This is a genomic window from Paraburkholderia caffeinilytica, assembly GCF_046030355.1.
GTDB lineage: Bacteria > Pseudomonadota > Gammaproteobacteria > Burkholderiales > Burkholderiaceae > Paraburkholderia > Paraburkholderia caffeinilytica_B.
This window is the reverse complement of record NZ_JAQQCQ010000028.1, coordinates 37,849-51,362: the sequence shown is the minus strand read 5'-3', so window position 1 is coordinate 51,362 and position 13,514 is coordinate 37,849. Positions and strand designations below refer to the sequence as shown.

12 protein-coding genes are annotated in these 13,514 nt (G+C 62.4%); 4 read left to right on the top strand and 8 right to left on the bottom strand.

Features of this window, described 5'->3' with window-relative positions; all coding sequences use genetic code 11:
• Positions 1-72 precede the first annotated feature (72 nt).
• The gene (locus PQQ95_RS31185) at positions 73-399 is read left to right on the top strand and encodes a hypothetical protein (protein WP_408444751.1); all 327 of its coding nucleotides are present in this window, start codon (positions 73-75) and stop codon (positions 397-399) included.
• Between the two features lie 79 nt (positions 400-478).
• On the top strand, positions 479-2,590 hold the full coding sequence (locus PQQ95_RS31180; RefSeq protein WP_408444748.1) for a phosphocholine-specific phospholipase C: 2,112 nt from the start codon (positions 479-481) through the stop codon (positions 2,588-2,590).
• Positions 2,591-2,698: 108 nt separating this feature from the next.
• Here the strand turns inward: PQQ95_RS31180 and PQQ95_RS31175 are convergent, their stop codons facing one another.
• From PQQ95_RS31175 to PQQ95_RS31140, 8 genes are read right to left on the bottom strand one after another with little or no spacing between them, the layout of a single operon-like run.
• Positions 2,699-3,988, bottom strand: a complete 1,290-nt coding sequence (locus PQQ95_RS31175; protein ID WP_408444745.1) for an MSMEG_0569 family flavin-dependent oxidoreductase — start codon at positions 3,986-3,988, stop codon at positions 2,699-2,701.
• Positions 3,989-4,014: 26 nt separating this feature from the next.
• On the bottom strand, positions 4,015-4,299 hold the full coding sequence (locus PQQ95_RS31170; protein ID WP_408444742.1) for an MSMEG_0570 family nitrogen starvation response protein: 285 nt from the start codon (positions 4,297-4,299) through the stop codon (positions 4,015-4,017).
• 17 nt (positions 4,300-4,316) lie between these two features.
• The gene (locus PQQ95_RS31165) at positions 4,317-5,486 is read right to left on the bottom strand and encodes an MSMEG_0565 family glycosyltransferase (protein WP_408444740.1); all 1,170 of its coding nucleotides are present in this window, start codon (positions 5,484-5,486) and stop codon (positions 4,317-4,319) included.
• Positions 5,483-6,469, bottom strand: a complete 987-nt coding sequence (locus PQQ95_RS31160; protein WP_408444737.1) for a sll0787 family AIR synthase-like protein — start codon at positions 6,467-6,469, stop codon at positions 5,483-5,485. The genes PQQ95_RS31165 and PQQ95_RS31160 overlap by 4 nt, the downstream gene beginning before the upstream one ends.
• Entirely contained in the window at positions 6,466-7,077 is a 612-nt protein-coding gene (locus PQQ95_RS31155; RefSeq protein WP_408444734.1) for an MSMEG_0567/Sll0786 family nitrogen starvation N-acetyltransferase, read from the bottom strand. The genes PQQ95_RS31160 and PQQ95_RS31155 overlap by 4 nt, the downstream gene beginning before the upstream one ends.
• Positions 7,078-7,079: 2 nt before the next feature.
• Positions 7,080-8,150: an MSMEG_0568 family radical SAM protein gene (locus PQQ95_RS31150; RefSeq protein ID WP_408444868.1), complete on the bottom strand. Its 1,071-nt coding sequence runs from the start codon at positions 8,148-8,150 to the stop codon at positions 7,080-7,082.
• Complete coding sequence (locus PQQ95_RS31145; RefSeq protein WP_408444731.1) at positions 8,143-9,177, bottom strand: Nit6803 family nitrilase; 1,035 nt, start codon at positions 9,175-9,177, stop codon at positions 8,143-8,145. The genes PQQ95_RS31150 and PQQ95_RS31145 overlap by 8 nt, the downstream gene beginning before the upstream one ends.
• A 19-nt stretch (positions 9,178-9,196) precedes the next feature.
• Positions 9,197-9,679 (bottom strand): MSMEG_0572/Sll0783 family nitrogen starvation response protein, encoded by a 483-nt coding sequence (locus tag PQQ95_RS31140; RefSeq protein ID WP_054040483.1) that lies wholly within the window; start codon positions 9,677-9,679, stop codon positions 9,197-9,199.
• Between the two features lie 344 nt (positions 9,680-10,023).
• Here PQQ95_RS31140 and PQQ95_RS31135 point away from each other — a divergent pair, with 344 nt between their 5' ends.
• The gene (locus tag PQQ95_RS31135) at positions 10,024-11,415 is read left to right on the top strand and encodes an aminotransferase-like domain-containing protein (protein ID WP_408444728.1); all 1,392 of its coding nucleotides are present in this window, start codon (positions 10,024-10,026) and stop codon (positions 11,413-11,415) included.
• A 298-nt stretch (positions 11,416-11,713) separates the two neighbouring features.
• Positions 11,714-13,513 carry a methyl-accepting chemotaxis protein gene (locus PQQ95_RS31130; protein WP_408444726.1) on the top strand — a complete coding sequence of 600 codons (1,800 nt, stop codon included), beginning with the start codon at positions 11,714-11,716 and terminating at the stop codon, positions 13,511-13,513.
• Position 13,514: the final 1 nt, after the last annotated feature.

Here is a 13,514-nt window from a genome sequence, read left to right as displayed (position 1 = left end):
ATTATTCTGCTGCATCGCTGACCCGGGCACGCGAATGCCTTGGCGCTTCCTCCCCCGTGCCGGAGACATTCCATGTCCGTTGTGTCGAAGCCGACTGCTGCCTCACACCGCAAACGTTTGGCAGGTGCGCTGATTGCCGTGTCCCTATGCGGCCTGCTTGGCGCCTGCGGCAACGACGACGACAAGGCGCCGGACACGAACGTAACCCGCGCTACCGAGAGTGCCGGTGATAACGGCGGCACGGCACAGACCCTCTCAGCAAATCCGTCGTCCGCTTCACCCGCACTCCCCGCACTCACGATTCAAACCCCAGCACTGCCCGCATCAAGCGCCGACACGGCGCTGTCTTCTACCGCGTCGACGCCGCTCGCTACACCTGTGATCCACACCGTAGATTGAGTTTCGCACCCCATGCGGCACGTGGCCCACGCTCGCGCCGCATGGTTCGTTCCTCTTATGAAGATCGAAAGCCAAAACCATGACTTCAAGAAATCGCCGTGATTTTCTGCGCTCCGCCGCGCACGCCGCTGGATCCGCCACCGCGTTGAGCATGTTGCCGCTGGGCATTCGCAACGCTCTCGCAATTCCCGCCAACAACAAGACCGGCAGCATTCGCGACGTCGAGCATATCGTCGTGCTGATGCAGGAAAACCGCTCGTTCGACCACTACTTCGGCACGCTCAAAGGCGTACGCGGTTTCGGCGACACGCGCGCGATCAACCTGCCCAACGGTAAGCCCGTGTGGTACCAGCCGCTCGCCGCGGATCTGGGCCACGTGTTGCCGTTCCGTCCCACCGCACCGAACCTCGGTCTGCAGTTTCTGCAAGACCTCGCGCACGATTGGACCAGCACGCACGCAGCGTGGAACGGCGGCCGCTACGATCAATGGGTGCCGTCCAAGGGCACCACGACGATGGCCTATCTCACGCGCGACGACATTCCGTTCCACTATCAACTCGCCGACGCCTTCACGATCTGCGACGCGTATCACTGCTCGCTGATGGGTCCGACCGACCCGAACCGCTACTACATGTGGAGCGGCTGGGTCGGCAACGACGGCAGCGGCGGCGGCCCGGTGATCGACAATTCGGAACTCGGTTACGGCTGGTCTACGTATCCGGAAGTGCTGCAGAACGCCGGCGTCACCTGGAAAATCTATCAGGACATCGGTATGGGGCTCAACGCCAGCGGTTCGTGGGGCTGGACGCAGAATCCGTACATCGGCAACTACGGCGACAACTCGCTGCTCTACTTCAACCAATACCGCAACGCGCAGCCGGGCAACCCGCTGTACGACAACGCCCGTACCGGCACGAACGCGGCCAACGGCGACGGTTATTTCGACATTCTCAAGCGCGACGTGCAGAACAACGCGCTGCCGCAAGTCTCGTGGATCGTTGCTCCGGAAGCGTATTCCGAACACCCGAACTGGCCGTCGAACTACGGCGCGTGGTACATCGATCAGGTCCTGCAGATTCTCACATCGAATCCCGAGGTGTGGAGCAAGACCGTACTGCTGATCAATTACGACGAAAACGACGGCTTCTTCGATCATATTGCGCCGCCGTTCGCGCCCGTATCGAGCGCAAACGGTTTGTCGACCGTCGACACCAGCAATGAAAATTATGCGGGCAGCGGCAGTACGCCAGCGGGTCCGTACGGGCTCGGACCGCGCGTGCCGATGCTGGTGGTCTCGCCGTGGTCGAAAGGCGGTTACGTGTGCTCGGAACTGTTCGACCATACGTCGGTGATCCGCTTTATCGAAAAGCGCTTCGGCCAGCAGCACAATCTCGGCGAATCGAACATCACACCATGGCGTCGCGCGGTATGCGGCGATCTGATGTCGGCATTCAACTTCAGCACCCCGAACGACGCGTTTCCGACACTGCCGAGCACCAGCGGCTATGTACCGCCCGATCAGAATCGTCATCCGGACTATGTCCCGCTGCCGCCGCTTCTGCAGGCCGTGCCGAAGCAGGAACCCGGCGTGCGCCCGGCGCGCGCGCTGCCGTACGAGTTGTTCGTGCGCGTGCATGGCGAAGGCTCGGCTAACAAGCTGACGATGCGTTTCGTCAATTCAGGCCGCACGGGTGCCGTGTTTCTCGTCTATGCAGCGAATGGTCTCGCCGCACCGCTGACATATACGGTCGAAGCCGGCAAGCGGCTGCAGGATCAGTTGCCGCTGAATATCGACGGCACGTACGATTACACGGTACACGGCCCGAACGGATTTCTGCGCCGCTTCGCCGGCAAGCCGGTCGCAAGAAACTGGTGGAACGGCTCCGATATCGCGCGACCGGAAATTGCCGAAGGCTACGACGTCGCGAACGGCAACCTGCAATTGCGGCTGGAAAATGTGGGCAGCGCACGCTGCCAGTTCACGATCGTCAATGCTTACGATGCACACAATGTAGTCAAGCATTCGGTGCGCGGCGGCGATACCGAACCGCTGTACCTCGATCTGCGCAACGCGTACGGCTGGTACGACCTGACGATTACCGTCGACACCGACCCGTCGTTCGCACGACGCCTCGCCGGCCACGTGGAAACCGGCAGCAGCAGCATGAGCGATCCGGCGCTGGGCAGCTAGGTTTCCGCTCCGCTTAGATCCAGTCCGTACCAGAAGAAGCGGCCGCTGCGATAAAAAGCAGCGGCCGTTTTTTTCATGCATTCGCGTCGCTGCACTTGGATCGTAATCTCATGCCGCCACGGCCGCCCTCACCGACTCACGCTCGCGCGTTTTCTCGCGAATCGCCTGTACGACGAACTCCGCATCGCGCGCAACGCCTGAGAAGCGCCCCGATCCCCACGTATGCAGCCACGGCAGGCCGACAAAATACAAACCGTCGATCGGTGTAATGCCACGGGTATGCGCCGGATAACCGCGCCCATTGAACACCGGCGCGTCGAGCCAGCTAAAGTCCGGCGTAAAACCGATGCACCAGATAATTGCCGACATGCCGCTAGCGTGGAGATCGAGTGTCGTGCGCTCTTCGGCCGGCCGCCAGACGGGTTCGTAGACTTCCCCTGCCGGGGCGGCGATACCATGCTTTTCAATGAAGCCGTCGATGCTCGCGTTGATGCGGTTATAGGTATCGTCCGCGGCGTCGAGATTCGCGGCGAGTGTCGGTGCGAAATGGAATTGCCCGTCGCGCAGATCGTCGAGCCTGCCGTACAACTCCATGCCTTCGGCGGCAAACTTGCGCAGGTCGATGTCGCGCCCGCCGTCGCGGCCGGTCACATAGTGATTGGTGTTGTCGCGCACGCCTTCGCGCAACGGGTGCTTTTCGACCGGCATGTCGTAGTACTGCATGTCAGCGAGCCAATCGACCACGTCGCGCCCCCGGTAGAAACGCGCGCAGCGCGGCGCCTCGCCGACCGCGAGAATCACCTTGCGCCCCGCCAGATGCAAGTCCTCGGCGATCTGCGCGCCGGATTGCCCAGTGCCGACCACCATGACCGCGCCCTCGGGCAAGCGCTGTGGATTCCGATATGCGGAGGACTGCAACTGCACGATGCTGGCGGGCAAACGCTCGGCGAGACGCGGCACGATCGGCGTGTGATAGCCACCCGAGGCGACCACGATCTGGTCCGCGGTGAAATCACCCTGTGTCGTCACGACCGTATAGATGCCATCGTCGCGCTGCTTCACGCGTTTGACTTCCGCGTGCTCGATCACCGGTGCATCGACGTGCGCGATGAAACCGTCGAGATAGTCGATGATCTCGTCCTTCTTCATGAACCCGTGCGGATCGTCGCCCAGGTAGGGATAACCGGGCAACGCACACTGCCAGTTCGGTGTCACGAGACAGAACGCGTCCCAGCGCTGCTGGCGCCACGTGTGCGTCACCGTGTTCTTTTCCACAACCAGATGGTCGATGCCGGCCTGCTTGAGGTAATAGCTGACCGACAGGCCCGCCTGCCCGCCGCCGATGACAACCACGCTGTAATGCCCGTCAGCGCGCACATGGTGGGTTAGATTCGACATGATGCATCCTTTGCAAAAATAAGCGCCTAGCTGAATTCGATAACCTTGACGGTCGCCTCGGGCCGATCGCGAAAGCGCTCGGCGTCGCGTTCGATCTGTGCGAGCTGATCCATTGCCGCCGAACAGGCAAAGCCGTACTTCTCGCGCACGCGCTCCGAGGCGATACCCAACGCCTGCCGCGAACGTTCGACGAAATCGTTCAGTGCATAAGCCTCGCCAGGTTTGAAGAAATCGCCGATAACGAGCGACGGCGAATAACAGTTCGCTTCATCGCCATCGGGCCACTGAATCCGAAAGTGCATGACAGGCATCGCAAATCCTCAAGTGATCAATGAAGAGCCAATGCGCGTGTTGCAAGCAATTGGCGGTATACGTCGACGTGACGCCGTGCACTCGCCGCCCAGCTGAAGCGTGCGAGTAACGCGGGCACTGCCCGGTCGAAATCAATACGACTACCGCTGAGAGCGCGCAGCAAGGCTGCCGCGATCGACCCTATATCGGCCGGATTTGCCCAGTAACAGGTGGCGCCGTCGAGGTATTCGGTGAACGGCGCGATTGCCGAGGCAACCACCGGTGTGCCACTAGCAAGCGCTTCCAGCACCACCAGGCCGAAGCCCTCGCGCAACGACACCATCGACAACACGTCGGCGCTGCGAAAGAGCGCGGGCATGGCGGCGTCGTCGAGCGGCCCGGTCACCACCACGCGTTCATGTGGACCCATCGACAATCCCAGCGCCGCCGCTCGCTTAAGCACGCTGCGGGTGTAGACGTCGTGGTCGAGCAGGCTTGCGCCCCCGGCGATCACAAGTTGCGCAGCCGGCGCCGTGCGCAGCACCAACGCGAACGCTTCGAGCAGTGTGAGTGTGTTCTTGCGCGCCTCGATACCGCCCACCGAAAGTACGATCGGGCCACCATCCATACCCAGGCGCCGCTTGATCAACGCGTCGTGCGCATCCTCGTCAGGTGTAAAGCGTGTGATGTCGACGCCGTTCGGCACAGTCAGCGCCGTGATACCAAAAGTCGAACGCATCTCGCGAGTCCACGTATCGCTGACACACAACACTTGCTCCGCATCCTCGTACGCTCGCCGCTGCCAGGCGGCGAGACGTGGATCGTCGAAATGATCCAGGTGATGAACGGTACGCATAAAACCGCGAATCAGCCCTCGCGCTTTCAACTCGGCAAGCGCGTTGCCACTGATACTGTCCTGCGCGTGTAGCACATCGAACGACCACGCGTCGTGCTCCATCAGCGTCTGCCGGAATGCATGAATGCGCGCCTCCACCATGGCTACCGTGCTGGACTGAGACAGCGTGACCGGTGCATAGATCACGCGGCATGGCGGCAGGCGAAACAGCGTCTCACCCGGCGCGGCCGGCGCAAAGACAGTCACGTCATGACCGAGCGCGGTCAACGCGGCCGCCAGTTCAAGCGTGTGCACTACGCCGCCGCGCGGATTGACCGAATGCGTCAGCAACGCGATACGCAGCGCGTTCATCGCGGACCGTCCTCCGCCACCATGAAGGGCTCGCGATTGAAATCCCACAACACCGCCGTCTCATCGTGGTAACGCAAAACCACTTCGGACGATGCATCGACAGAACCGATCACGGCGCAAGCCAGCGAGCGCGAATCGAACAGCGCCTGCACGGCGTCCACTTGCGCTTCCCGAACCGATAGCAGATAGCCAAAGCTCGGAAAGGCAGTGACCCATCGCTCAAGCGGAACGTCCACCGGCTTCGGAATACGTTCGATATCGATCCGTGCGCCCACCCGCGAGCACTCGAGCAACATGAGCGCCGTGCCGAGCGTGCCGGCCATGCTGATGTCCTTCGCCGCATCGCATAAGCCGCTTTCCGCCAACTGCGCAAGCAGTTCGAGATCGGCTCTCAAACGGTCAGGCGGTGCACCCACCGACGCATTCCAGAACGGATACGGTTCCTCGAAGTGACCGCGCAAATCGACGGCCATCATCAAGCGGTCACCGGGCGTCGCATTGAAACTCGACAGCAGTGCTTTCGCGCGCCCCACAATCGACACCGCCAGTTGCGCCGCGTCGCTGCGTGTATTCGTGTGACCGCCGACTATCGGCACGCCATAAGCGACGGAGGCCGCCGCCATGCCGGCAAGCACCTCCCCGGCCGAATCGATGCCTCGACTCCATAGCGCGTCGACCACCGCCAGCGGCCGGCCGCCCATCGCATAGATATCGCTGATGTTGACCATGACGCTGCTGTAGCCGGCGAACCAAGGCATTGCGCTCACGAAATCGCTGACCATGCCTTCGATGGCGAACAGCAGGCAGCCCTCGCCATCGGCAATAGCCGCGCAATCGTCGCCTAATGCGACTGCCTGTGCGAGATCCTGCGTGCCGCGAGGCAAACACCCGGCGAGCGAGCCGACCACCTCGGCGATATCCGTCTTGTGCCGAAACCCGCGACTCTCGCGCAGGCTGGCGACGAAATCGGCCATGCTCCTCATGCCGTGCTCCGTCCAGAAGCCACGCCATGCGGTTGCGTATGAGTCACAAAGCGAGTCACAAAGCCGCTGTACGGCGTCACGCACGGCGGATACCAGTCCAGTTGCGCCTGCATCAGATGATGCGGCCGCCCCAATAACGTTTCCTCTGCAAGCACGTCCCAATGCATCGCGCGAAAGAGCGGCACGTTCTGGCTCTGCACATGCGCGAGAAAAGTCTCGCAACCAAGCGCATGAGCGCTGCTCACGGCAAGACGGATCAACGTTGCGCCGATTTTTCCATGGCGGCGAAAGGCGGCATGCACGGCAAGACGCGAGCCGAACCACACGCGGCCCTCGTCGCGATGAATCCGTACCGTGCCAATCACCTGCTCGGGCATGCCGGCGACACAACTCACGGCCACCAGTTGCTGCGCGTGCAGGTCGGTATCGTCGCGGTCATCGCCGACAAAAATACCCTGCTCGATGCAGAACACCGCGCGGCGCAGCTTGTACGCTTCGTCGGCTTCCCAGTCGAGGGTGGTCCATTTGATGCGGAATTCGCTCGGCGCGTAGGGCGCGAAACTCACGTCCCCATCCAGCGCGTTGCCTGCAATCGCTTCACCGAACATGATCACTCCTCGTACGACGACAACGACGAACACGCGCCGCATTTTCCGCAACCGGCCTTGATATCGCTCGAACGCATCGACGCGGCGTTGAGCATGCTGCCGAGTGGCTGCAGAACCGACTTCATGAACTCAGGCGTGGGCGCGGGATGATCTTCGAGCGGCGTGCCGCTGATCGGCACGAACGGCACAACGAACGGATAGACACCGAGTTCGATCAACTCGCGCGACATGGCCAGAATCGCCTCCGCGCTATCGCCAAGGCCGGCAAGGATGTAGGTGCTGACCTGGCCGCGTCCGAACACCGCCACAGCCGCCTTGAACGCTTCCATGTAGCGCGCCAGCGGCACGCTCGCTTTGCCCGGCATGATGCGTTCGCGCAATGCCGGCGTCACCACTTCGAGATGCATGCCGAGCGTATCGATGCCGCTGGCTTTCATGCGCGCGAACCAGCGGTCGTCGTCGGGTGGTTCGCATTGCGCCTGGATCGGCAGATCGACCGCCGCTTTGATGGCGAACGCGCTTTCGCACAGAATCTGCGCGCCGCGATCGGAGGTGGGCGGCGTGCCGGTGGTCAGCACCATATGCTTGACGCCGTCGAGCAATACGGCTGCGCGCGCCACTTCGGCCAACTGCTCCGGCGTCTTGCGCGCAATCGTGCGGCCTGCCGCGAGCGACTGCCCGATCGCGCAAAACTTGCAACTCTTGCGGCGGCTCTCGTAGCGAATGCAGGTCTGCAGCACGGTCGTGGCCAGCACGTCCGCACTATGCAGCGCGGCAATGTGCGAATAAGGCACGCCGTCGAGCGTCTGCATGCCGTAAAAGCGCGGTGCTTTGGGAAAGCTGATATTAGCAATCGGAATCGTGCCGCGCAGCAACGCGCTCGAGCCGTTCACATCCGGCGTCTCTGCGACGAACGGCGAGTGCCACGCGGTGCTCGTATGCACCGGCACCATGATCGTCACACCATCCACCGTCACGGCCTTGTGGTCCGAAGGTCCGGCGCCGCCACGCCGGCTCGCGGCGCCCGCATCCGGAGACACGAGCCGCAAACCAGTCGACTGCAATTCAGTCATCAATTGCCGGCTCGCTGCCGACAGTGTCTCGCTGGAGCTCATCACGCCATTCCTCGGTTGAATTGAAGCCGGTGTTCGAAGCACTGGACCACGCCGGCATCGGCGCGACGGTTTCCGCCGGCCGCCGGTTGATCGCAAGACTCAGCAATTCCGGCCGCGCGTAATGGCCGACCGAATCCATCATGCGTTTGCGCTTGGTGATCAGACTCATGTCGAGATCGGCAATCACCATGCCTTCGCCCTCACGCAGCGGCTGCGCCAGATGCTGTCCTTCAGGCGACACGATCGCGGTATTGCAGCCGCCGCGCAGCGCCTTCTGCAAATTCGCATCGGATGTGACCGATGCAATCTGCGCCTCACTCAGCCAGCCCGTTGCATTGACCACGAAGCAGCCCGACTCCAATGCGTGATGCCGGATCGTCACCTCGATCTGATCGGCGAAGATCGGCCCCACGAGTGACCCAGGAAACTGGCTGCAATGAATCTCTTCGTGCTGCGTCATCAAGGCATAGCGCGCAAGCGGGTTGTAGTGCTCCCAGCAGGCGAGCGCACCGACGCGCGCCACCGCCGTTTGCGCGACCTTCAAACCGGCCGCGTCGCCCTGCCCCCAGATCATCCGTTCATGAAACGTCGGCGTGATCTTGCGGCGCTTGAGCACCAGTTGCCCGTCCACGTCGAAGATCAGCTGCGTGTTGTAGAGGCTGCCGTGGTCGCGTTCGTTGACGCCGAGCACCACAACCATCCGATGCAAACGCGCCCGCTCGGCCACCGCCTGCGTCACCGGTCCCGGCACGATCACGGCTTCCTCGTAGAGCTTCATGTGATCGGCGCCGGAAGCAACCGGTGGACGCACGAAAGAAAAGTACGGGTAGTACGGCACGAAGGTTTCGGGGAACACGATCAGTTGCACGCCTTCGCGCGCCGCTTTCTCAATGGCCTCGCATACCTTCTCGAGGGTGCCGCCGCTGCGTTCGAAGTCCGGTGCGATCTGGACGGCGGCGGCACGCACGATGCGTTTGTCGGACATAGTGGTCACCCGCCTCTCGTCAAACGGTCCACGTGTGGATGATCAGCGCGTTGTCCTTGCGATGAAGCAACTGGATGTCGAGCACATCGAGCGGACTGATCGGGCGAATGCCTTCGATCAACGAGGCCTCGCCGTGACCATACAAGGCTTGCAGCGCGAACCGGCACGCGTACACTTTGCCGCCCTCTTCCATGAACTTCATCAGTTGCTTGTTGAAATTCAGGTGGCCGGGGAACGCCTCGTCGCCAAGCGTCGGAAAGCCGCGCTGCAGACCGAGCGTGACACCCGGCCCGTAAAGCAGCACCGACGTTTCGAAACCCTTGCGTTGCAAGCGCGTGGCCTGCAACAGATTGACGAAGCCGATCGAACCCTCGAACGCGACCGTATGAAACGTGACGAGCGCCTTCTCGCCAGGTTCGGCCTTCACGTCTTCGAAGACCTTCTCTTCGTAGTCGACAAGATAATCGCCCTTCTGATGCAGCGGTTTGTTGACGGCTGGCATGACACTCTCCGATCAGGTTTGCTAATTAAAAGAAGGCGCGCTCAACTGTGCGCGCTTCTCTTAACGCAACGGCCGTGCCATTGATCGACCACGCCAATGCGATCAATCAGCAATCAATTCGACCTCGATTCGAGATGCGACTCGAAAATTTTTTTGGCGCGAAGCTTGCGTACAGCCGGAGCGCCGCAGGCAATCGCCCTTAACCCGCGATATCGCACCAGCCAGGTGCGGTTTGCCTGCGTAGACGGGTCGGCGTGGTGCACTCATTCACCACAGACGATCAATCCGATCATTGATCGCATACGGATGCGATCAATGATCCTCACCCCATCCGAAGACCATCAATGAGCAGCCCGACACATCACTGGATCAAACGCCTCGCCGACATCCGCAAGCCGGCCTACCTCGCGATTCCCGATCTGATCGAAGAGGATCTCGCCACCGGCCGACTGCGTCCGCGCGACCGCCTGCCGGGACTGCGCGATCTGGCTGAAGAACTCGCGCTGAACTACACGACGGTGGCGCGCGCCTATGCGGAAGCGCGCAAGCGCGGCCTGCTCGATTCGCGCGCGGGCAGCGGCACCTTCGTGCGTGGCCGTACCGCTACCTTGCCGCTCGCCGGCGGCAGCAGCATCGAAATGTCGATGAATACGCCACCCGAGCCATCCGACTACGCCGCGCGTTTGCGCGACTCGGCAGCACGCCTGATGAGCGGCAGCGATCCCTATCAGTTACTGCGTTATCAGGACTTCGGCGGCTCGGCGGAGGACAAGGACGCGGGCGCCGAGTGGCTGAAACGCCGCGTGCCGCACTGCGACGCGCAGAACGTGCTGGTATGCCCCGGCATTCATAGCGCGCTGGTGGCGCTCGTCTCACAGTTGGCACGGCCCGGCGGTACGATCTGTCTCGACACCCTTGCCTACCCCGGCATCAAGGCGATCGCCGCGCAGCTCGGCGTGCGTCTGCAGGCGCTGCCGCGCGACGACGAAGGCCCGCTCGCGCACGCGTTCGAAGCGCTCTGCAAGACCGACAAGCCAAGCGCGTTCTATTGCAACCCGACGCTGCAAAACCCAAGCACGCTCACGCTCACGCATAAACGGCGCGAAGCGCTCGCCGACGTCGCGTTGCGCTACAGCGTCCCGATCATCGAAGACGATGCCTACGCGATGCTGCCGCAAAGCGCGCCCGCTGCACTCGCGAGTTTCGCGCCCGAACTGACCTACTACGTGACAGGTTTATCGAAGAGTCTCGGCGCCGGTTTGCGGGTCGCGCATCTGCACGCGCCCACTGCCAGACAAACGCAGCGCCTCGCCGGTGCGTTGCGCGCGACAACGGTGATGGCGAGTCCGTTCACGGTCACCCTCGCAACACAATGGATCGCCGACGGCACCGCGCTCGACATGCTCAACGCGATCCGCAACGAATCGCGCGCGCGTCAGGCGATTGCATCGCGCATGCTCGAAGCGTGGCCTTACGAAGCACATCCAGACGGCTTTCATCTGTGGTTACCGGTACCGGTGGAAAGCGGCTGGAGCGCATCCGAACTCGCATTGCAACTGCGCAACCAGGGCATTGCCGCCGTTGCGGGCGCGGCCTTTTCCACCGACGGCAATCCGCCCAACGCTATGCGCGTGTGCCTCGGTGGCTCGAAGACGCGTGAAGAATGCGAAGAGGCGCTGCGCATCGTAGGTGAGACACTCGACCACCCGCATCATCTGCATTCTCCAGTGATGTGAAACCATTTTCCCGCATCGACACACAGCGTCGCATTGCGTCTTAGCCACCGTTATTGTCATACGAATACAGCGCCCTGCACCTCGCCGCCGGGGTGCTGTTTCGGCATTCATTGAAAAAAACCGTATCGCACGAAAAAATGTGTGGCGTCGCGTCGCGTTGCCACAAGCGGCTTTCCCGGCAATCGACAGGAACTGAAAGCATTACCGGCTCAAGTCCGCACCGCTCGCGCCGTATACCGCGTATGAGGCCCCCGCCTCACCGACTACGGCTCACTGCTTACTCCGAAAGACTCCCACCATGTTCTCTTCCATTCGCGCGCGCATCGTCGCCCTGTGCGTCGCCATCGTTGTGGTTGCGCTCGCTGCTAACGCGGTTCTCAACTATGTCGTCGCCAACTCGTATAACGCCGATGCGATTGAAAGCAGTTTGAACGCTGTCGAAAGCGGTCATGCGGACGGTATCGACGATTGGGTCGCCGCCAATAGCCAGATGATCAACTCCCTGCAGGACGCGGTTCTGCAACCCGATCCGTCGGCCGCGTTGAAGCAGATCGCCGCAGCCGGCAAGTTCACCAACGTGTACGTCGGCTACGCGGACAAGACGGCCAAATTCTCGGACCCGACCGGCATTCCGCCCGACTACGATCCGACCGGCCGCCCCTGGTACAAACAGGCCGCCGCCGCCGGCAAGCCGGTGGTGACGCCGCCGTATGTGGACGTGGGCACGGGCAAGCTGGTGGTCGCATTTGCCGCGCCTGTGGTGCGCGACGGCGTGGTGAAAGGCGTGGTGTCCGGCGATGTTGCGATGGACAGCGTGATTGCCAACGTCAAGGCGATTCACCCAACACCCGCGAGCTTCGGCATGTTGATCGACGCAAGCGGCCATATCGTCGCGCACCCGGACGCGAAGCTGACCCTGAAGCCGGTATCGGACCTCGCGCCCGCGCTCACCAGCGACAAGCTGACGGCACTCTTCAGCGCCGAACACCCGGTCGAAGTCGACATGGGTGGCAGCACGAAACTGCTGCGCGCCGAGGCTATTCCCGGCACCGACTGGTATGCGGTCGTCGCGCTCGACAAATCGGAAGCGACGGCGGGCATGCGATCGCTGTTGACCGCGTCGGTGATCGCCTTGATCGTAATCGCCGCAATTGCCGCCGCCATCGTGGCCGCGGTGACCGCCGTGTCGTTCCAACGCCTGTCGAAAGTACGCGACGCGATGGACGCGATCGGCTCGGGCGAAGGCGATCTGACACAACGTCTGCCGGCTGTCGGCAACGACGAAGTCGCGCAGATCGCGCGCTCGTTCAATACCTTCATCGACAAACTCAGCCACGTGATGCGCCAGATTCGCGACGCCAGCGAATCGGTGCGTGTGGCCGCCAATGAAATCGCCGCGGGCAACGTCGACCTGTCGGGCCGCACCGAATCCGCGGCGGCCAGCCTGCAACAGACGGCTGCGTCGATGGAAGAAATCACCTCGACGGTCACGCAATCTGCCAGCGCCGCAAAGCAGGCCGACGATACCGCCGTGTCCGCGTCGCAGGTCGCCTCGCGCGGCGGCGTCGTGATCTCCGAAGTGATTACGACGATGGGCGAGATCGAACATGCATCGGTGAAGATTTCCGACATCATCGGCGTGATCGACGGCATTGCATTCCAGACCAACATTCTCGCGTTGAACGCAGCAGTGGAAGCGGCGCGCGCCGGCGAACAGGGCCGCGGCTTCGCCGTGGTGGCCGGCGAAGTGCGCAGCCTCGCGCAACGCAGCGCGCAGGCCGCGAAGGAAATCAAGGCGCTGATCGAAGCGACCGTGGCGAGCGTGACGTCCGGCTCGGGCCAGGTGCGCCAGGCTGGCGAGACGATGACGGAGATCGTCAGCAACGTCGCCAACGTGACCACCATCATTTCCGAAATCACCCAGGCGGCCAACGAGCAAACGCGCGGCATTCAGGAAGTGAACCGCGCGGTGAGCCAACTCGATGAAATGGTTCAGCAGAACGCCGCGCTGGTCGAGGAATCCACGGCGGCGGCCGCCGCGTTGCAAAGCCAGGCCGTGAGTCTTGCCAGTGCCGTGACGCAATTCAAGCTGGACTAAG